This is a genomic window from Streptomyces sp. Tu 2975 (assembly GCF_009832925.1).
Lineage (GTDB): Bacteria > Actinomycetota > Actinomycetes > Streptomycetales > Streptomycetaceae > Streptomyces.
This window is the reverse complement of the sequence record NZ_CP047140.1, coordinates 1,990,035-2,009,729: the sequence shown is the minus strand read 5'-3', so window position 1 is coordinate 2,009,729 and position 19,695 is coordinate 1,990,035. Positions and strand designations below refer to the sequence as shown.

The 19,695-nt window shown below is 71.8% G+C and carries 14 protein-coding genes and 1 pseudogene; 10 read left to right on the top strand and 5 right to left on the bottom strand.

What is annotated here, in order from left to right; translation table 11 throughout:
* The first annotated feature begins 107 nt into the window (after positions 1 to 107).
* The 3 genes and pseudogenes from GLX30_RS08765 (at position 108) to GLX30_RS08755 (ending at position 3,290) form a co-directional block, all read left to right on the top strand.
* Positions 108 to 773, top strand: a complete 666-nt coding sequence (locus tag GLX30_RS08765) for an SIS domain-containing protein (RefSeq protein WP_159685610.1) — start codon at positions 108 to 110, stop codon at positions 771 to 773.
* Positions 770 to 2,179, top strand: a complete 1,410-nt coding sequence (rfaE2, locus tag GLX30_RS08760) for a D-glycero-beta-D-manno-heptose 1-phosphate adenylyltransferase (RefSeq protein WP_159685608.1) — start codon at positions 770 to 772, stop codon at positions 2,177 to 2,179. Before GLX30_RS08765 ends, rfaE2 begins: the two co-directional genes overlap by 4 nt.
* 71 nt (positions 2,180 to 2,250) lie before the next feature.
* Positions 2,251 to 3,290: pseudogene (locus GLX30_RS08755) on the top strand (glycosyltransferase family 9 protein).
* Here the strand turns inward: GLX30_RS08755 and GLX30_RS08750 are convergent.
* Positions 3,263 to 4,528, bottom strand: coding sequence for an MFS transporter (locus tag GLX30_RS08750; protein ID WP_244258433.1), 1,266 nt, complete (start codon positions 4,526 to 4,528; stop codon positions 3,263 to 3,265). The pseudogene GLX30_RS08755 and the gene GLX30_RS08750 overlap by 28 nt on opposite strands.
* A gap of 568 nt (positions 4,529 to 5,096) precedes the next feature.
* Between GLX30_RS08750 and GLX30_RS08745 the strand changes: the two genes are divergently transcribed.
* On the top strand, positions 5,097 to 5,843 hold the full coding sequence (locus tag GLX30_RS08745) for an SDR family oxidoreductase (protein WP_159685603.1): 747 nt from the start codon (positions 5,097 to 5,099) through the stop codon (positions 5,841 to 5,843).
* On the top strand, positions 5,834 to 6,667 hold the full coding sequence (locus GLX30_RS08740; RefSeq protein ID WP_159685600.1) for an SDR family oxidoreductase: 834 nt from the start codon (positions 5,834 to 5,836) through the stop codon (positions 6,665 to 6,667). The genes GLX30_RS08745 and GLX30_RS08740 overlap by 10 nt, the downstream gene beginning before the upstream one ends.
* A 162-nt stretch (positions 6,668 to 6,829) precedes the next feature.
* Here the strand turns inward: GLX30_RS08740 and GLX30_RS08735 are convergent, their stop codons facing one another.
* Positions 6,830 to 8,242 (bottom strand): GH1 family beta-glucosidase, encoded by a 1,413-nt coding sequence (locus GLX30_RS08735; RefSeq protein WP_208545392.1) that lies wholly within the window; start codon positions 8,240 to 8,242, stop codon positions 6,830 to 6,832.
* A 490-nt stretch (positions 8,243 to 8,732) separates the two neighbouring features.
* Here GLX30_RS08735 and GLX30_RS08730 point away from each other — a divergent pair, with 490 nt between their 5' ends.
* Positions 8,733 to 10,982: a glycoside hydrolase family 9 protein gene (locus GLX30_RS08730; RefSeq protein ID WP_159685595.1), complete on the top strand. Its 2,250-nt coding sequence runs from the start codon at positions 8,733 to 8,735 to the stop codon at positions 10,980 to 10,982.
* Between the two features lie 119 nt (positions 10,983 to 11,101).
* On the opposite strand, the gene GLX30_RS08725 is transcribed toward GLX30_RS08730, so the two are convergent.
* Positions 11,102 to 12,127, bottom strand: coding sequence for a LacI family DNA-binding transcriptional regulator (locus GLX30_RS08725; RefSeq protein ID WP_159685593.1), 1,026 nt, complete (start codon positions 12,125 to 12,127; stop codon positions 11,102 to 11,104).
* A 456-nt stretch (positions 12,128 to 12,583) separates the two neighbouring features.
* On the opposite strand from GLX30_RS08725, the gene GLX30_RS08720 reads away from it, so the two are divergent.
* From GLX30_RS08720 to GLX30_RS08710, 3 genes are all read left to right on the top strand, one after another.
* The gene (locus GLX30_RS08720) at positions 12,584 to 13,933 is read left to right on the top strand and encodes an ABC transporter substrate-binding protein (RefSeq protein WP_159685590.1); all 1,350 of its coding nucleotides are present in this window, start codon (positions 12,584 to 12,586) and stop codon (positions 13,931 to 13,933) included.
* Between the two features lie 106 nt (positions 13,934 to 14,039).
* Positions 14,040 to 15,050, top strand: coding sequence for a sugar ABC transporter permease (locus GLX30_RS08715; RefSeq protein ID WP_159685588.1), 1,011 nt, complete (start codon positions 14,040 to 14,042; stop codon positions 15,048 to 15,050).
* Positions 15,051 to 15,153: 103 nt separating this feature from the next.
* A complete protein-coding gene (locus tag GLX30_RS08710) occupies positions 15,154 to 15,957 on the top strand; it encodes a carbohydrate ABC transporter permease (RefSeq protein ID WP_159694941.1) in 804 nt (267 codons plus the stop codon).
* Positions 15,958 to 16,051: 94 nt separating this feature from the next.
* Here GLX30_RS08710 and GLX30_RS08705 read toward each other — a convergent pair whose 3' ends face one another.
* Complete coding sequence (locus GLX30_RS08705; protein WP_159685585.1) at positions 16,052 to 16,972, bottom strand: carbohydrate kinase family protein; 921 nt, start codon at positions 16,970 to 16,972, stop codon at positions 16,052 to 16,054.
* A complete protein-coding gene (locus GLX30_RS08700) occupies positions 16,969 to 18,015 on the bottom strand; it encodes a LacI family DNA-binding transcriptional regulator (RefSeq protein WP_159685583.1) in 1,047 nt (348 codons plus the stop codon). Before GLX30_RS08700 ends, GLX30_RS08705 begins: the two co-directional genes overlap by 4 nt.
* Before the next feature lie 394 nt (positions 18,016 to 18,409).
* On the opposite strand from GLX30_RS08700, the gene GLX30_RS08695 reads away from it, so the two are divergent.
* Complete coding sequence (locus GLX30_RS08695; RefSeq protein WP_159685580.1) at positions 18,410 to 19,684, top strand: extracellular solute-binding protein; 1,275 nt, start codon at positions 18,410 to 18,412, stop codon at positions 19,682 to 19,684.
* Positions 19,685 to 19,695 lie beyond the last annotated feature (11 nt).

Below are 19,695 nucleotides of genomic sequence, written 5' to 3'. Positions count from 1 at the left end.
CCCGGCGCCACCGGCGACCGCCGTCACCGACGTCCGAAGAGACCGACGCCCGAAGGAGGTGCGGGTACGGCCGCCGTCCCCAGGGACGCGCGCACGGCCCGACCAGCATGAGCGAACCACTTGCCACGGAGGCCGCGCACCGGCACTGCCAGTCGCTCCAGGACGCCCTCGGCCGGTTCCGCCGGGACGGCCTCGACCAGATCGCCCGGTGGGGCCACCACCTCGCCGCCGTCCTGCCCGTCGGGGGCCGCCTGCTGGCCGCCGGCAACGGCGGCAGCGCCGCCCAGGCCCAGCACCTGACAGCCGAACTGGTCGGCCGCTACCGCGACGAACGCCCCGCCCACTCCGCCATCGCGCTGCACGCGGAGACCTCCAGCGTCACGGCGATCGGCAACGACTACGGCTTCGAGCACGTCTACGCCCGCCAGGTCGCCGCGCACGGCCGCCCCGGCGACGTCCTGCTGCTGCTGTCCACCTCGGGCCGCAGCGCCAACCTGACCGGCGCGGCGGAGACCGGACGGGCCGCCGGACTGCTCGTGTGGGCCATGACCGGCCCGGGCCCCAACCCGCTGACGGACATCGCCGACGACGCCCTGTGCATCGACGCCGACACCGCCGCCACCGTGCAGGAGGCCCACCTCGTCGCCGTACACCTGCTGTGCGAGTCCTTCGACGAGGCGACGGCCGCTCCGGTGCCGCCCGCCATGACCCTGCGGCACGCGCCGGGCGCGGCCGCCACCCAGGCCGCCGCCGCCCGCCGGAGGATGTCATGACCGGCCCGGGGCCGCTGGTCGTCGTCGGGGACGTGCTCCTCGACGAGGACATAGAAGGCGTCGCCGAGCGCCTGGCCCCGGACGCGCCCGCCCCCGTCGTCGACGTACGTGGAAAGCACAGAAGGCCCGGCGGCGCCGGTCTCGCCGCGGCGCTGGCAGCCCAGGACGGCCGCGAGGTGGTCCTCGTCACCGCCCTCGGCGACGACCCGGCGAGCGAGGCGGTACGCCGGGCGCTGAAGGGCCGCGTCCGGCTGGCCGAACTGCCGCTACGAGGAACCCTGCCGGTCAAGACCCGCGTCCTGGCGGGCGGACGGCCCCTCGTACGCATCGACCGCGGCGGCGGCACACCCGGCAGCCCCGACGGTTCCGTGGGCGAGGCGCTGGCACAGGCGGAGGCCGTCCTCGTCGCCGACTACGGCAGGCACACCGCCGACGCCGTCCGCGAGCAACTGGCCGAGGCCGCCCACCGCACCCAGATGGTCTGGGACCCGCACCCCCGTGGCGCGGCCCCGGTCCCCGGCGCCCGGATCGTCACCCCGAACGCGGCAGAGGTCCGATCGCTCACCGGCTCTCCCGCCGACGAGGAGCCCTCACTGCGCGACTTCGCCGAACGCGGCTCACGCCTGGCGGACCGCTGGCTGGCGGCGACCGTCGCCGTCACCCTGGGCGAACGCGGCGTCCTGCTGACCCGGCCCGGCGGCGGCACCCCCATGCTCGTCCCCGCCCCGTACCGCGCCGACGGCGATCCCTGCGGCGCGGGTGACTGCTTCGCCGCGGCCACCGCCACCGCCCTGGCGGACGGCGCGCTCCCCGAGGAGGCGGTGCAGCGCGGTGTGGCCCGCGCGGCGGCGTTCGTGGCGGCGGGCGGCGCCGGCAACCCGAAGCTCTGGCGGACGGCCTTCACCGGCCGTGACCGGCCGGGGGCGGTGACGGACCCGTTCGCTCTCGCGGAGAGTGTCCGGGCGCGCGGCGGCACCGTGGTCGCCACGGGCGGCTGCTTCGACCTGCTGCACGCCGGGCACGTGGGGCTGCTGGAGAGTGCCCGTCGCATCGGCGACTGCCTGATCGTGTGCGTCAACTCCGACGCGTCGATCACGCGTCGCAAGGGGCCGGGGCGTCCGCTCAATCCGATGGAGGACCGGGTGCGGGTGCTCGCCGGACTGGGCAGTGTCGACGCCGTCGCCGTCTTCGACGAGGACACCCCTGTCGCTCTGCTCGGCAGGCTGCGGCCCGACGTGTGGGTCAAGGGCGGCGACTACTCCGTGGAGGACCTGCCGGAGGCCGACGTCGTGCGCGCCTGGGGCGGGCAGGCGGTCGTCCTGCCCTACCTCGACGGCCGCTCGACGACGCTGCTCGCCCACCGCGCGGCCGCCTCGGCGAAGCCGGTCCGCACCCCGCCGCGCTGATCGACCACTACCGGCACCGCGCGGACCCTGTCGTGTCGTCGACCGCACGGCCCGGCGCCGAAGGAGACCAGATGAGCACTCGCACCGGCGAGAGCCCGAGCACGCCGAGGAGCCCGCGCCCCCGTGTCCTGGTGCTGCGCGCCCTCGGCCTCGGAGATCTGCTGGCCGCCGTACCCGCCCTGCGGGCCCTGCGGCGCGGGCTGCCGGGGCACGACATCGTGCTGGCCGCGCCCGCCCGGCTGGCCGCGGCCGCCGCGGCGACGGGGCTCGTCGACCGGCTGCTGCCCGCGTCCGCGCCCGGCAGGGCCGTACCGGCGGACCTGGACTGGGACGGCCCCCCGCCGGACCTCGCCGTGGACCTGCACGGGAACGGGCCCGCGAGCCGCGGGCTGCTCGCCGGGCTGGGCCCTCGCGACCTCTACGCGTACGGGCGGCCGGGCGGTCCGGTGTGGCGGGACGACGAGCACGAGCGGGAGCGATGGTGCCGGCTGCTCGAAGGACACGGTCTGCCGGCCGACCCGAGGACCTGTCCGTGCCGCCGCCCGCCACCCGCTCACCCGCGCCGGGAGCCGTGGTCGTGCATCCGGGAGCCGACGCCGCGGCCCGACGCTGGCCCATGGAGCGCTTCGCCGCCGTGGCGCGTGAGCTGCACGGCACCGGCCATCTTGTCGTGGTGACGGCCGGGGCGGCGGAGGCGTTGCCGGCGGCCTCGGTGGCCGCCCTGGCCGGGCTGCCCCAGGGGGCGGTGTTCGGCGGCGCGGGCGGCGACGTCCCGTTCGACGTGCTCATGGCACTGGTCGCGGAGGCCCGCTGCGTGGTGGTGGGGGACACCGGGCTCGCCCATCTGGCGACGGCCCTCGGCACACCGTCCGTCACCCTGTTCGGCCCGGTGGCACCCCGGCTGTGGGGCCCGCCCGACCGGCCGCGCCACCGGGTGCTCTGGCACCCGGACGCCGACGACCCGCCGCGCCCCGGAGACGCCCACGGAGACCGGCCCGACGAGCGGCTGCTGCGCATCACCGTCGAGGAGGTACTCGACGCCGTACGCACCCTGCCGCTGCCCGGGGCCGGACCACGGGCGGGTCAGGCGGCCGTGCTCAGACCGGGCTGACCGGTCAGCACCGGCTCCTCGGTCCGTACGACCACCGGCTTCGCGCCGACCCGGCGTTCCCGGAGCACGTAACCCGCGCCGATCGCGCCCGCGATCAGCAGTCCGCCGGTCACCAGCGCGCCGCGCGCACCGGCCAGCTCCATCAGCAGCCCGAGCGCCGGGGGACCCGCGAGGCCCCAGAGCGTGCGGACACTGCCCCACACACCCAGCACCCGGCCCCGCATGTGCGGCGGCGGATCGGTCTGGAGCACGGTGGTGCCCGCGGTGTCGGAGACCGACTCCACAAGGGCCATCGGCAGCACGATGACCAGCAGCACCGCGAGCGACGGCGAGAGACCCGCGACGATCTGCAGGACACCGCCGGCCGCCGCGAGGGCGCCCACCAGCCGCACGGACGGCTTGCGCAGCCGAGCTCCGAGCACGGCGCCCAGGATGCCGCCGACGGCGAGCACGGTGGACACGGTGCCGAAGGCCCCGGCGCCGCCGGCCAGCGGCCCGACGACGAGCACGGCGAGCGTGAGCTGGTAGTTCCGGCCGAAGACGGCGCTCAGCCCGGTGATCCCGGCGAGGGCGACCAGCCGCGGCCTGCGCATGAAGTACCTCAGGCCCTCGCGCATGCTCATGTCCTCGCCCGGATCCTCCGTGGCGGCAGCCTTCTCGGCCGGGCGCTCGGACCGGGCGCGGACCGCTCCGGCCACGGGCCGCAGGAAGGGTATGACGGCGGTCACGAACAGGAAGGAGAGCCCGTTGGCCGCGTAGGCGGCGGCCGTGCCGAGGAAGCCGACGGTCACACCGGCGAGCGCCGCGCCCGCCAGCCGGCCCGCGTTGTGCACCAGCGAGCCGACGCCGATCGCGGAGGGGACGTCCTCCGTCCTGACGAGGTCGTTGCCGAGCAGCGCGCACGCCGGGCCGTCGACGGTGGCGATGACACCCGTGACGGCGGCGAGCGCCATCAGGACGCCCAGGTTCAGCTGGTCCGTCGCCACGAGGAACGCCGTCGTGAACGCCACGGCGCCGAGCAGCGCCTGGCTCACCGACGCCGTCAGCTTGCGGGGCCAGCGGTCGACGGCTGCGCCACCGGCGAGGCTCATCAGCAGCCCGGGCGCGGCCTGAACGGACATCGAGAGCCCGGTCGCGGCGGCCGATCCCGTGATCTGGAGCACCAGCAGGTTCTGCACGGTGAGCTGCATCCACGTACCGGCGTTCGACACGAAGTTCGCGACGGACCACCAGCGCATGCTGCGGTACTTGAGGCAGCGCCACGGCGAACGGTCGCCCAGCAGGCGCTGCGCGAGGCGTCCGGAGGGAGCCGGGGAGGCGGACGGGGCGGAGGAACGGGAGGAAGAAGAAGGCACGGTGAACACTCGGGTGACGAGTCCCCGAGGGACCCATGTGGCGGAATGCGGCGGAAGCTCGTGACACCGGCTGCGCTGCGCGGTCGCTCCACCGGATCTTGACGGCGACCCGCCACGGAAGGCTCTCTCCCCGCACGTCCGTTGACGGCGAGGGCGCTCCCTGGCAGGGCGCAGACCATCGTGGCAGACGGCTTCGGAGAAGCGGTTCGAGCGACCCCGCCGACGGTGCCCGCGAGAGGCCGGAACCCTTGCGGGCACTGGGACAGGGCACTTCTGGTGTGCTTGCTCACAGGCCCTCTCGAGCGGTTGCGCCGAGCATGCGCGAGTGCCGGTCACCGTTGCGCGGGTCACAGTGGAGTGGATGCGGTGCGGCGGGGTACCCACCGGAGCCGATGCCGTGTCAGCCGCACGCCGAGCGGCATCCGAACGGGCGCGGACGGAAGGCAGAGCATTGAGCAGCGGAGTGCAGGTCGACCTTCAAGGCAGGCAGGCCCTGGTGACGGGCGGCGCGAGAGGCCTCGGCGCGGCGATCAGCCGCCGGCTGGCCGGCGCGGGGGCGAGCGTCCTGGTCGCGGACGTACGCAGGGACCTGGCGGAGGAACTGTGCGAGGACCTGGCCCGGCAGGGCGGCAAGGCGGAGTTCGTGGTGCTGGACGTACGCGACTCCGCCGCGGTCGCCGACGTCTTCCGCGAGCTGGACGAGGACGGCGGCCGGGTCGACCTCCTCGTCAACAACGCGGCCGTCGACGTCTGCAAGCCGATCGAGCATCTGACGGCGGAGGAGGTGAGCCGGGTGATCAGCACCAACCTGCTCGGCCCGATGTACCTCTGCCTGGAGACCTACCGCCGCATGGTCGCGCGTGGCGGCGGTCACATCGTCAACATCCTCTCCACGGCGGCCAACCGCACCTGGACGGAGGCGGGACCGTACGCGGCGGGCAAGTCCGGGCTGCGCGCCTTCACCCACACCCTGTTCCAGGAGGCGCAGCGCGACTGTCCCGGGATCGGCGTCACCGGCATCATCGCCGGCGGCATGGCGACCCCGTTCATCCTCGACCGCTTCCCGGACGCGGACCTGACCATGCTCCAGAGCCCCGACATCGTCGCCGACACCGTCCTGTACGCGCTGTCCGTGCCGGACACCAGCGCGGTCTCCGAGCTGGTCGTCGTGCCCCGAAAGGAGCCCTCATGGCCGTGACACCGGGAGCACCGGCCGCCTCCTCGCCGGCCGCCGGCCGGCCGGTCGCCATCGTCACCGGCGCCGACTCCGGCATCGGGCGGGCCACCGCGGTGCGGCTGGCCGCGGCGGGCATGGACGTCGGCATCACCTTCCACACCGACCAGGCAGGGGCCGAGGAGACGGCCGAGGAGGTACGCGGCCACCGCCGGCGTGCCGCCGTCGCCAGGATGGACCTCACGGACCTGCCCGCCGCCGCCGACGTCATCGACCGGCTCGCCGGTGAACTGGGCCGGGTGGACGTGCTCGTCAACAACGCCGGCACCGGCACCGCCACACCGTTTCTCGACCTGGACCTCGACACGGTCCGCCAGGTCGTCGACGTGGACCTCGTGGGCCCGTTCCTGTGCGGTCAGCGGGCCGCCCGCCGCATGATCGACCAGGGAGGCGGAGGCAGGATCGTCAACGTCACCTCGGTCCATGAACATCAGCCGAGGGTCGGCGCCGCCCCCTACTGCGCGGCCAAGGGCGGTCTCGGGCTGCTCACCCAGGTGATGGCTCTCGAACTCGCCGAACACGGCATCACGGTCAACTCCGTCGCGCCCGGTGAGATCGCCACTCCCATGACCGGCCAGGAGGACGCGGACGTCCACGCCGCGGAGCGGCCGGGCATCCCGCTGCGCCGCCCCGGCGACGCCCGGGAGGTCGCGGCGGTGATCGCCTTCCTCGCGGGACAGGACGCGGGATACGTCACCGGAGCGTCGTGGTCGGTCGACGGCGGGATGCTGCGGATGGGCCCCATGGCCGGATCGCACCTCCAGGACGACTCCTGGCGCCGGCCCTGACGCAGGGACCCGCGCCGTACCGGTCCCGGCGACCATGAGGACCGCTCCCGCCCCCTCATGCGGGAGCGGCCTCGTCGGTGGGTGCCGTGCCGTGGTGCTGCGGCCGTGTCGCGGGCCGCGGTGGTGCGGGGCCGTTCCCGTGCCGCGGCACGGGAACGGCTGTCAGTGGGGGAGGCCGTTGGCGACGGCGACGTTCCCGTACCAGAGGGCGCTCTGCTTCGGAGTGCGCTGCTGCGTCTCGAAGTCCACGCGCACGATGCCGAACCGCATCCCGTAGCCCTCGGCCCACTCGAAGTTGTCGAGCAGCGACCACAGGAAGTAGCCCCGGACGTCCGCCCCTTCGTCGATGGCCCGGTGCACCGCCCGCAGGTGGCCGTCGATGTAGGAGATCCGGTCCGCGTCGTCGATCCGGCCGTCGGCGTCGACGGTGTCGTCGAACGCCGCGCCGTTCTCCGTGATGTACATGGTCAGGCCGGGATGGTCCTGGCTGATCCGGACCAGCTGACGGCGCAGGCCGTCCGAGTCGATCTCCCAGCCGATGCCGGTCCTCGGCAGACCGCGGTCGAGGAAGCGCACGTCCTCCGCGCCGGGCCATGGGGACGGGCCGGAGGGCTCGCCGCCGCCGGCGACCCGGTAGGACGTGTAGTAGTTGACGCCGAGGAAGTCGACCGGCGCCCCGATGATCTTCTCGTCCTCCGGCTCGATGTGGGCGGTGCCGCAGACCCGCTCGAAGTGCTTCCGCACGTCCGCCGGGTACGCGCCCTCCACCACCGGGTCGAGGAAGAGGCGGTTCTGGAGCAGGTCGATGCGGTGGGCGGCGTCCAGGTCGGCGCTGCTTTCCGTATCGGCGTCCACCGGATAGAAGTTGAGCGTGATCCCGACCTCGGCGTCGGGTGCCGCGGCGCGCACCGCGGGGACCGCGAGACCGTGGCCGAGCAGCAGGTGGTGGGCGGCGATCAGCGAGCCGGCCGGGTCGACCGCGCCGGGCGCGTGGATGCCGTTGCCGTAGCCGAGGAAGGCCGCGCACCACGGCTCGTTGAGCGTGCCCCAGAGCTTCACGCGGTCGCCGAGCGCCTCGCTCACCAGCTGTGCGTAGTCGGCGAACCGGAAGGCCGTGTCGCGGTTCCGCCAGCCGCCCTCGTCCTCCAGGGCCTGGGGGAGGTCCCAGTGGTAGAGCGTGAGGGCCGGCCGGATGTTCTTCTCCAGCAGGGAGTCGACCAGCCTGCTGTAGAAGTCCAGGCCCCGGGCGTCGGCCGGGCCGCGCCCGTCCGGCTGGATGCGCGGCCAGGCCACGGAGAACCGGTAACCACCCATGCCCAGTTCGGACATCAGGGCGACGTCCTGCTCGTAGCGCGCGTAATGGTCGGCGGCCACGTCGCCGTTGTGGCCGTTCGCCACCTTGCCCGGCGTGCGGGAGAACGTGTCCCAGATCGACGCTCCACGGCCGTCCTGGCCCACCGCGCCTTCGATCTGGTACGCGGACGTGGCCACTCCCCACAGGAATCCCGGTGGAAAGGCCGATGCGGCCGGCGGGCGCGTCAGCCCTGCGGGAACCGGATCGTTCTCTGCGGTCATCGTCATCCTCTGATCGGTCGATCGCCGGTGGCCGCGGGGCGCCCGCGGCCACCGGGCACGAACTGGGTGGAGCTGCTGAAGAGCGCTCCCGCTCCGGCGACCGGCAGCTCTGTGGCGGGGCAGGCGAAAGACCAGAGCTGGGAGTCAGCCGGAATGGGAGCGCTCCCATGAGATTCGGCCAGCGGGCGCGGGTTGTCAAGAGTGCGGGGTTCTGCCGCGGTCATTGACACGGGCCGCGGGAGCCGCTTCATTGGTCCGCGGCGCCGCATCAGTGGTGCCGGCCCTCATTTTCGAGTCCGGCCGTGGAGGGCCGGACTCCGGCGAGGGGCGCGGCGCTCCTATGGGAGCGCTCCCGTACGTGTCCTCCGGTCGCCCTGACTCGGCCGGTGAGGCGCCGTGGATGGGAGCGCTCCCGCTCCTCCGCCGCCAAGAGCCGCCGTGAACCACCCGCACGCGTTCGCTTCCGTCCCCCACCCAGGAGGCCCGTTCGATGCCCCGTGCCCCGCACCCGCGACCACGACGCCTCAGCCGTTCCGGCGCGGCAGCCGCCCTCGCGACCGCGCTCACCGCCACCCTTCTCGCTCCGGCCTCAGGCATCGCGGCGGAAGCAGCGGCCCCCGCGGCGGCCGGCAGCGACCCGAGTCCCGTCCGCGTCAACCAGGTCGGCTACCTCACCGCGGCCGACAAGGTCGCCACCGTCGTGGCCGCCTCGACCTCGCCGCTTGCCTGGCAGCTGCGAGGCGCCGGGAACAACGCGGTCGTCGCCTCCGGCACCACCCGTGTGCACGGCAGCGACCCGGCCTCCGGCGACCATGTGCACCAGGCGGACTTCTCCTCCGTGACCCGCCCAGGCGACTACCGACTCAGCGTCGACGGCGCCGGATCCAGCGTGGCCTTCACCATCCAGGATCGTGCCCTCTACCCCCAGCTGGGCCGCGAGGCCATGCAGTACTTCTACTTCCACCGCATGGGCACCTCGGTCGAGGGCCAGTACCTCCAGCACAGCGCCCACGCCCACGCCGCGCTCCACCCGGGCGACAGCTCCGTGCCCTGCTACAACGACTGGTGCCGGGGCGAGCGGCTGAACACCGCCGGATCCTGGGCCGACGCCGGGGACTTCGGCATCTACCCCGTCAACCACGCCATCTCCGCCTGGACCCTGCTCAACCTCTATGAGCGCGACCCCGCGGCCTACGGCGACGGCAGCCTGCCCGTCCCCGAGCAGGGCAACGGCCGCCCGGACATCCTCGACGAGGTCGAGTACGGCTCGCGCTTCATGTCAGGGATGCTGCCCTCCACCGGCCTCGCCTCCCACAAGGTGCACAACCACACCTGGAGCGCCTTCCCCGTCACCGACGTCGGCGCGGAGAACGCCCTCGCCCGCTCCGCCATGCCGCCCTCCACCAACGCCACCTACGCGGTGGCCCGCACGAACGCCCAACTCGCCCGTGTGCTGCGGCGGTACGATCCTGCCCGCGCGGACGCGCTCTGGGCGAGCGCCAGGACCGCCTGGCAGCGGGCGGAGGCCATGCCCGACGTCGACTACGCGGTGGACTCCGACGCGGAGGGCGGCGGGGACTACCCCGACACCAGGAACAGCGACGACCGGTACGCCGCGGCGGCCGAGCTCTATCTGACCGCCCACCGGCGCGCCGACGGCTCGGCCGCCGGCTACCGCTCCGCCGTCACCGGATCACCCCACTACGGCCAGGTCGCCCAGTTCGACTGGGCGGAGGTCGCCACCGCGGGAACGCTCTCCCTGCTGACCGTCGCGGCCGACCTGCCCGCCGCCGACATCGCCAGGATGCGCGGAAGCCTGACGGCGTTCGCCGACTCCGTCGTCACCACGCTGAACGGCGAGGGCTACCCGGCCCTCATCCCCGGCTCGGCGAAGTACCCATGGGGCTCCAACTCCTTCATCGCCAACCGGATGCTGCTCCTCGGCACCGCCCACGACCTGACCGACGACGTGCGGTACCTGAAGGCCATGCACCGTGCCATGGACTACCTGATGGGCAACAACGCGATGCGCCTGTCCTACATCACGGGCTACGGGGAGTACGCGGAGACCGATCTGCACGACCGGCTCGCCTGGGGCGCGTACCCCGGCACTCCCTATCCGAAGGGCTGGCTGTCCGGCGGACCCAACAACGAGAACATCAACGACCCGGCGACGCCCACCGGGAGGCCGGCCGCGAAGTCCTACGCCGGTCCCGACACCGCGCCGGACGCCTGGGGATCCAAGGAGAACACCGTCAACTGGAACGCGCCGCTGGCGTGGACGGCGACGTACCTCGACCGCACGACGGACCGGCTCTCCAGCGGCGGCCCGGACCCGCAGCCGGAGGAGTCCCTGCTCTCGCAGGGCCGCCCCACGTGGGCGTCGTCCTCGGAGAACAGCGGGCTCACGCCCGGGCAGGCCGTCGACGGCCGTGACGACACCCGCTGGAGCAGCGCCTTCCAGGACCAGCAGTGGATCACGGTCGACCTCGGCGCGTCCCGGACCGTCTCGCGCCTGATGCTCAAGTGGGAGGCGGCGTACGCGAGATCGTTCACGGTCCAGGTCTCCGACGACCCCGGTTTCGGCACCTCCAGGGAGTTGTACGCGACGACCTCGTCGACGGGCGGCACGCAGCAGTTCACGGTCTCGGGTCAGGGGCGGTACGTCAGGCTGCTGGGCCGTATCCGGGCCACCCCGTACGGCATCTCGCTCCACGAGTTCCAGGTCCACGGCCGCTGACCGGCTTCCAGGTCCACGGCCGCCGGCCGGCAGGGGCCATGCCCGAAGAGGCGTCGGCCCGCTCGGGCCGGTCCGCCGGCCGCCCGTCGCTGCTGCGCGGCGGCCGGCGGACCTGCCGGTCAGGCGGTGTCCCGGCGCACCAGCTCGGTACGCACCACCACGTTCCGCCAGGCAGCGCCGGGGGCGGCCATCTGGTCGAGGAGGACGCCGACCATGGTGCGGCCCATCTCCTCGACCGGCTGCCGGACGGTGGTCAGCTGCGGATCGGTGTGCTGGGCGAGCGGGGAGTCGTCGAAGCCGATGACGGCCACGTCGTCGGGCACCCTGCGTCCCGCGGCGCGCAGCGTGTGCAGGGCGCCTGCCGCCATCACGTCGGAGGCGGCGAACACGGCGTCGAGGTCCGGGTGGAGCCGCAGCAGCTCGGCCATGGCGTGGCGGCCGCTCTCCTCGGTGAAGTCGCCCGCGGCCACCCAGGAGGGGTCGAAGTCCGCACACGCTCCGCGGACCGCCTCCTCGTAACCGCGCAGCCGGCACTGGGCCACGTACATGTCCGCACGGCCCGTGATGGTGACGATCTTGCGACGGCCGGTCGAGGCCAGGTGGCGGACGGCGATCCGGGCCCCTCCGGCGTTGTCGGAGTCGACGTAGGAGACCGTCTCGTCGCTGCTGCGGCGGCCACCCAGGACGGTCGGCATGTCCATCTCGGAGAGCAGGTCCGGCAGGGGGTCGTCGCGGTGTACGGAGACGAGCAGTACGCCGTCGATCCGGCGGGCCTTCGCGTACTGGAGGAACCGGCCGCGTTCACGCTCCGTGCGCACCAGGGTCAGGAGCAACTGGAGCTCCGTGTCCGCGAGGCCCATTCCGACGCCGTGGATGATCTCGGAGAAGTAAGGCTCGGTGAAGAACCGCTTCTCGGTCTCCGGGATCACCAGGGCCACCGCGTCGGTGCGGCTGCCGGCGAGGGCGCGGGCCGCGTGGTTCGGGATGTATCCCAGCTCGGCGATGGCCTGCTCCACGGCGTGCCGGGTCGAGTCGCGGACGCCGGGCGACTTGTTGATCACTCGGGAGACGGTGCCCCGCCCGACGCCGGCCAGGGCGGCCACCTGCTCGAGTGTGGGCTGGCCGAAACGGCCCCGTGCTGCCATGCGTGACCTCCGGAGGGGGATGGTGCGGTATCCGTCGATTCTCCCTGGAGACCATGGTGACAGAGAGTTCGGGAGCGCTCCCATTATTGATCCATCCACTCCGGCTTGTCGAGGAGCACCGGACGTGGGCGGTCGGCCCCCGGGCCGTGGTCGCGCAGGGCGGCCCTTTTGAAACGATTGGGTGTCTTTGGCCGCACTGAAAGGGGGAGATTCTCACGCCGGGGACATCTCGGAGCAATAAAGCTCTGCTGCTCGACCTTGACAGAGGGTGTCGCCGCCGCGAAGCTTTCGAACCAAGCAGTAGTGGGAGCGCTCCCACTTGCCCGCCGGCCCGCTCGGGGTCTGCCCTTGCACCGCTTCCTCACTTTCCCCTCTTGTGACCGGTCCTGTTCGCCGTCAGCCCCACTCTGTCGCTCTGGGCCCGCCACCAGCCGAAAACAGTCGTAGGAGCCTCGAATGCGCATAACTTCCGGTGACGTCCCGCGCAGACGCCGCGCAGTCACCCTCACCACCGCGGGTCTGCTGTCCCTCGGCCTCCTCGTGACCGGATGCGGCGGCTCCGGCGGCGACGAGGGCGACGACGGCTCGGGCGGCGGGACGATCACCCTCCGTGTAGGCACCTTCGGATCGTTCGGGTTCGACGACAAGACCGGCGCCAAGCTCTACGCCGAGTACGAGAAGCTGAACCCCGGAATCAAGATCGAAGAGACGAACGTCGCCGACGGCCAGAAGTACTGGGACGCGCTGAAGCTGCGGCTCTCGCAGGGCAGCGGACTCGCCGACATCCAGGCCATCGAGGTCGGTTACATCGCGGAGGCCACCGGCGAGGCGATGTCCGGGAAGTTCGTGGACCTGGGCAAGGCCGAGGGCGTCGACACCTCGAAGTTCCTCGACTGGAAGGTCAAGCAGGCCACCGCCCCGAACGGCTCGACCGTCGCGCTGGGTACGGACATCGGCCCGATGGGCATCTGCTACCGCAAGGACCTCTTCCAGAAGGCGGGGCTGCCCACCGACCGCGAAGAGGTCGGCAAGCTGTGGGCGGGCGACTGGGCCAAGTTCCTCGAGCAGGGCGAGAAGTACAAGGCCAAGGCGCCGGCGGGCACCGCGTTCCACGACTCGGCGAGCGGTCTGTTCAACGCCGTGGTCTCCAGCCAGCCGGACCAGTACTCCGGTGAGGACGGCCGGCTGCGCTGGGAGAGCAGCCTCGGCGTGATGAAGGCCTGGGACACCGCCGTCAAGGCCGCGCAGGGCGGACTCACCGCCAAGCTGCGGCAGTTCGACGAGAAGGGCACCTGGAACGCGGCCTTCAAGAACTCCAAGTTCGCCACCGTCGCCTGTCCCTCCTGGATGACCGGCATCATCAAGGACCAGGCCGGCCCCGCCAACAAGGGCAAGTGGGACATCGCCCAGGCGCCCGTCCCGGCGAACTGGGGCGGCTCCTTCCTCGCCGTGCCCAAGGCGGGCAAGCACACCGCCGAGGCCGCGAAGCTCGCCGCCTGGCTGACCGCGCCCGAGCAGCAGGCCAAGGTCTTCGCCGTGAACGGCAACATCCCCTCGACCACGGACGGCCTCAAGTCCGAGACCGTGCAGAACGCCCAACCGGAGTACTTCCCCGGCGTCCCGGTCGGCAAGATCTACTCCGAGGCCGCCCAGCAGATCAAGCCCGCTCCGATCGGCCGCTGGGACGGACAGGTGAAGACCTTCCTGACGGACAACGGAATCCTCGACATCGAGACGCGTGGCACCTCGCCCGAGAAGGCCTGGAACAACGTGAAGAAGCTGGTCGACGACAAGATCGACCAGTAGTCGCCGCCTCCCGCCGGCTGCCTCGCGCGGCAGCCGGCGGCCCCTTCGCGGGTGCCGTCGAAGCCATCCGCCGTTCCGTCACCACTCACCAGGGAAAGGGCGCCTGATGGCCACCTCCCTCCAGCCCGACAAGGGCGCCGCTGTGATCGACGCCCCCTCCGGCGCGCCCAGGGCCCCCAAGCACCGGGACCCGTCCGGCTGGCGCAGCCGCCTGTACCGCATCGACCTCAAGGCGACCCCGTACGTCTACGTCGCGCCGTTCTTCCTCGTCTTCGCCGCCTTCGGTCTCTTCCCGCTCCTCTACACCGGCTGGCTGTCGCTCCAGAAGGTCGAACTGGGCGGCGAGGCCGAATGGCGGGGCCTGGGCAACTACACCAGGCTCGCGGAGAGCGACTTCTTCTGGAACGCCCTGGCGAACACCTTCACCATCGGTGTGATCTCCACCGTGCCGCAGCTGCTCATGGCACTCGGTCTGGCGCATCTGCTCAACTACCGCATCCGCGGCCGGGGTTTCTACCGCGTGGCGATCCTCGCCCCGTACGCCACCTCGATCGCGGCAGCCGCGCTCGTCTTCGCCCAGCTGTTCAACACCGACTACGGGATGATCAACCAGCTGCTCGGTTACGTGGGCATCGACCCGGTCAACTGGGAGACCGAGAAGTGGCCCGCCCAGATCGCCATCTCCACGATCGTCACCTGGCGCTGGACCGGCTACAACGCCCTCATCTACCTGGCCGCGATGCAGGCCGTTCCGAACGACCTCTACGAGGCGGCCGCACTCGACGGGGCGTCGCGCTTCCGGCAGTTCATCAGCATCACGATCCCCTCGATCAAGCCGACGATCCTGTTCACCATCGTCGTCTCCACCATCGGCGCCACCCAACTGTTCGGTGAGCCGCTGATCTTCGGCGGCAGCCTCGGCATCGGCGGCGGCAGCGGCAACCAGTACCAGACGCTGAGTCTGCTGATGTACGAGAAGGGTTGGGTCACCGGCGCGCTCGGCCAGGCCTCCGCCATCGCCTGGGTGATGCTGCTCCTGCTGCTGGCCATCGGACTCGTGCAGCGCCTGCTCAGCAGGTCGAACGCGCAGAAGAAGAACGGAGCGGCACGCTCATGAGCCATGTGCTGAACAGGACCCCGGCGCCCGCCGCGTCCCCACGAGCGGGGGTCGCCGGAGGCGGCTCGGCCAGAAGGCCGGCCGTCAGCACCACGGTGGTCCGCTGACGTACGCGCTGCTGGTCTTCGCCGCGGTCGTCTCCCTCTTCCCGCTCTACTGGAACCTGGTCGCCGCCTCCCACACCGGTGAGCGCGTCGTGCAGGCCCCGAGCCCGCTGCTGCCGGGCCGGGAGCTGTTCAACAACCTCTCCATCGCCTGGAACCAGGTGGACATGGGAGAGGCGCTGATCAACACGACGATCGTCGCCGGCGCGGTCGCGACGAGCACGGTGCTGTTCGCGACGCTCGCCGGGTTCGCCTTCGCCAAGCTGCGGTTCAAGGGGCGCAACGTGCTGCTGGCGGTCGTGGTGGCGACGATGACGGTGCCGCCGCAGCTCAGCGTCATCCCGCTCTACCAGCTGATCACCGAGTTCGGCTGGGTCAACCAGCTGCAGTCGGTGATCCTGCCCAGCCTGGTCGCCGCCTTCGGTGTGTTCTTCATGCGGCAGTACCTGCTCGAGGCGCTGCCGGTGGAGCTCATCGAGGCCGCCAGGATGGACGGCGCGCACAGCCTGCGCATCATCTGGCACGTCGTCTTCCCCATCGCCCGGCCGGCGATGGCGGTCCTCGGCATGCTGATCTTCGTGCAGGCGTGGAACGACTTCTTCTGGCCGTTCATCGCCCTCACGCCGGACGGTGCGCCCACACTCCAGGTGGCTCTCGCCGGGCTCGGCTCCGGCAACCACACCGTCAACCACGCGATCGTGCTGACCGGCGCGTTCATCGCCACCGTGCCGCTGCTGCTGGTCTTCGCCCTTCTCGGCAAGCACATCGTCGGCGGCATCACCTCGGGGGCGGTCAAGAGCTGACACGCAGGGGAGTCGGGGCCTGCGGGGCGCGTGGGGCGCACCGCGGGCCCCGGCGCATGTCTCCGGTCGGCGCGGCCGTTCAGGGCCGGCCCGTTCAGGCCGGGAAGGCCGCCCTCGCGCACGCGGCGCGTAGTTCCGGCAGGCCGATGAACTCGGTGTGCGTGCCGGCCGAGCCGCAGGCGAAGGCGCCCGACACGGAACCGGCGAGCACGCACCGCTCCACGTCGCCGCCCTCGAACAGCGTGTGCAGGAAGGCGGTGACGAACGCGTCCCCGGCGCCGTTGCTGTCGACGACGGGCCGCTCGGGCCGGACCGCGGGGAAGTGGCGGACCTTGTCCTCACCACGCACCAGCAGATGGCAGCCCTCCGCGCCGTCGGTCGCGACGACGATCCGCGCGCGGCCCTCGTCGACGATGCTTCTCATCACCGTCCCGAGCCGGCCGTGCAGCGCGGCGGCGCTCAGGAAGACGTAGTCGGAGGCGAGGGCGTAGTCGCGGTGGTGCGGATTGCGGCCGTCCCAGTCGTGCAGGTCGGTGGAGCTGGTGATCCCGAGCCGGTGGATGTCCTCGTACATGTCGCGGTTGTGGCCGACGATGGACAGATGGACGTGCCGGGCGCGCTCCAGGTGAGGCAGGTAGAAGGCGCGCGGAAGCCGCAGCTCGGCGGGGTGGCGGCCGTCGTAGAAGGAGAAGCGGCGGCCCTGCGGGTCGACCAGGTTGATGCCGCGGGGTGTGCCGTGCGGGGAGACGACATGGCTGAAGTCGAGGCCGTGCTCCTCGTACGCGGCGAGCACCGTCCTGCCCTGGACGTCGTCGCCGAGGAAGTCGATGAACTTGGTGGCGAGGCCGAGTGCCCGCCATCCCAGCGCCACCCCGTTGCCGGTGTGGCCCACGTAGTCGAGCACCGGGGGGACGAACAGCGAGTCGCCCGGCGGCACTTCCAGCGCGTCGACGCGGACGATCGTGTCCACGCCGGTGCCGCCGACGACCAGCACGTCGTAAGGGCGACCGCTCACCCGTCGGCTCCGTCCCGGTCCGGGGTCCGCTTGGCCGCCGAGGCGGTCGAACCGCGGACCACCAGCTCCGGCATGAACACGAACTCGCTGTGCGGGGCGGGTGTGCCCCCTATCTCCTCCAGCAGCGCGCGCACCGACGCCTGTCCCATCGCCTGCACGGGCTGGCGGATCGTGGTCAGCGGCGGATCGGTGAACGCTATGAGCGGCGAGTCGTCGAAGCCGACCACCGAGATGTCCCTCGGCACGTGCAGTCCCTGCTGCCGGGCGGCCCTGATGGCGCCGAGCGCCATCATGTCGCTGGCGCAGGCGATCGCGGTGCACCCCTTGGCGATCAGCGCCGCCGCGGCGGCCTGGCCGCCCTCGAGGGTGTAGAGGGAGTGCTGGATCAGCTCCTGCGACGCATCCGGGGACAGCCCGAGCCGCTCCTCCATGGCGAGCTGGAAGCCCTCTATCTTGCGCAGCACCGGCACGAACCGCCTGGGGCCGAGCGCGAGGCCGATCCGGGTGTGCCCGAGCGAGGCAAGGTGGGTCACGGCGAGCTGCATCGCGGCCCGGTCGTCGGGGGAGACGAAGGGGGCCTGCACCTTCGGCGAGAATCCGTTGACCAGGACGTACGGGACACCCTTGGCGCGCAGCTGGTCGTAGCGCTGCATGTCGGCGGTGGTGTCGGCGTGCAGTCCGGAGACGAAGATGATGCCGGAGACGCCGCGGTCCACGAGCATCTCGGTGAGCTCGTCCTCCGTGGACCCGCCGGGGGTCTGGGTCGCGAGCACCGGGGTGTATCCCTGGCGGGTCAGGGCCTGGCCGATGACCTGGGCGAGGGCGGGAAAGATGGGGTTGTCCAGCTCGGGGGTTATCAGTCCGACCAGTCCCGCGCTGCGCTGCCGCAGCCGCACCGGACGTTCGTAGCCGAGCACGTCGAGGGCGGCAAGGACGGATTCGCGGGTGGCCGCGGCCACGCCGGGCTTGCCGTTGAGCACGCGGCTGACTGTGGCTTCACTGACCCCCGCCTGGGCTGCGATGTCGGCGAGCCGCGCGGTCATGGAAGTGGACTGTACCGGGCGTACGTCGGATTGCCCACCAGGTGCGGGAATCGGCAGTTTCACCGCCTCATGTCGCCGCCGGCGCCGTCGGCGGGGCGTCCGGGGGCATGAAACCTGTCACATCGCTGCAAAGCCTTGCGGAGCGCTTGCGACGGGCCCGCCCAGGGACGCACCCTGGGCGTGGTCCGGTTCCGGGAAGGGTGTCAAGCGATCCTTCGGCAACTCTCAGGACACGCGGATGTAACGATCACCCGTCCTTGCAGAAATTTGCCGCAAGGTCTTTCCGATGGTTTTCAGCCCTGTTACGTTCCTGGCAACCCGGCACCGCGAGGGAGCGGACGGCGGGAGGCAGGTCTTCGCCTCCGCCCTTCCGGGATCAGTTGAAGGAGTTCACATGCGGCGTGGCATAGCGGCCATCGCTCTGGTCTCGGCACTGGCCGTGTCGGCGACGGCGTGCGGCGGGGACGACAGCGGCGACACCGGTAAGACGAGCTCGGGTGAGCTCAGCGGCACGGTCACCTGGTGGGACACCTCGACGGTCGGCAGCGAGGACAAGGTCTTCAAGAAGATCGCCGAGGACTTCACCAAGAAGCACCCGAAGGTCACCGTCAAGTACGTCAACGTGCCGTTCGGTGAGGCGCAGAACAAGTTCAAGAACGCCGCCCAGTCCGGCTCCGGCGCCCCCGACGTCATCCGCTCCGAGGTCGCCTGGACCCCCGAGTTCGCCGACCTCGGCTACCTCGCGCCGCTCGACGGCACCGCCGCGCTGAAGGACGAGGACGACTTCCTCAAGCAGGCCGCGGCCTCCACCAAGTACAACGGCAAGACCTACGCCGCGCCGCAGGTCATCGACTCCATGGGCATCTTCTACAACAAGAAGATCTTCAAGGAGGCCGGTGTCGAGGTCCCCAAGACCATCGACGAGCTGAAGACCGTCTCCGCCGCCATCAAGGACAAGACCGGCAAGACCGGCCTCTACCTGCGCGGCGACGACGCCTACTGGTTCCTCTCCTTCCTCTACGGCGAGGGCGGCGACCTGGTCGACGCCAAGAACAAGAGCATCACGGTCGACAACGAGGCCGGCGTCAAGGCGATGAAGGTCGTCAAGGACCTGGTCACCTCCGGTGCCGCCAAGACCGACGCCACCGACGGCTGGAACAACATGCAGACCGCCTTCAAGGAAGGCAAGGTCGCCATGATGATCAACGGCCCGTGGGCCGTCGCCGACACCTACGCGGGCCCGGAGTTCACCGACAAGGCCAACCTCGGCGTCGCCCCCGTGCCCGCCGGTTCGGCCGGCCAGGGTGCCCCGCAGGGCGGCCACAACCTCGCGGTCTACGCGGGCTCCAAGAACCTGGACGCCTCGTACGCCTTCACCGAGTACATGACCTCCGCCGAGACCCAGGCCCAGGTCGCCAAGGAGCTCAACCTGCTCCCGACCCGCACCTCGGTCTACTCGCAGCCCGGTGTCGCCAGCAACGAGATCGTCAACTTCTTCCGCCCGGTCGTCGACAAGGCCGTCGAGCGCCCCTGGATCCCCGAGACCGGCAGCCTCTTCGCCCCGCTCGTGACCGAGTACACCAAGGTCCTCACCGGCCAGACCACCCCGGAGAAGGGCGCGAAGGCGGCGGGCGACGCCTACCGCAAGCTCCTGAAGGACTGGAAGTAACAGGAAGGTTG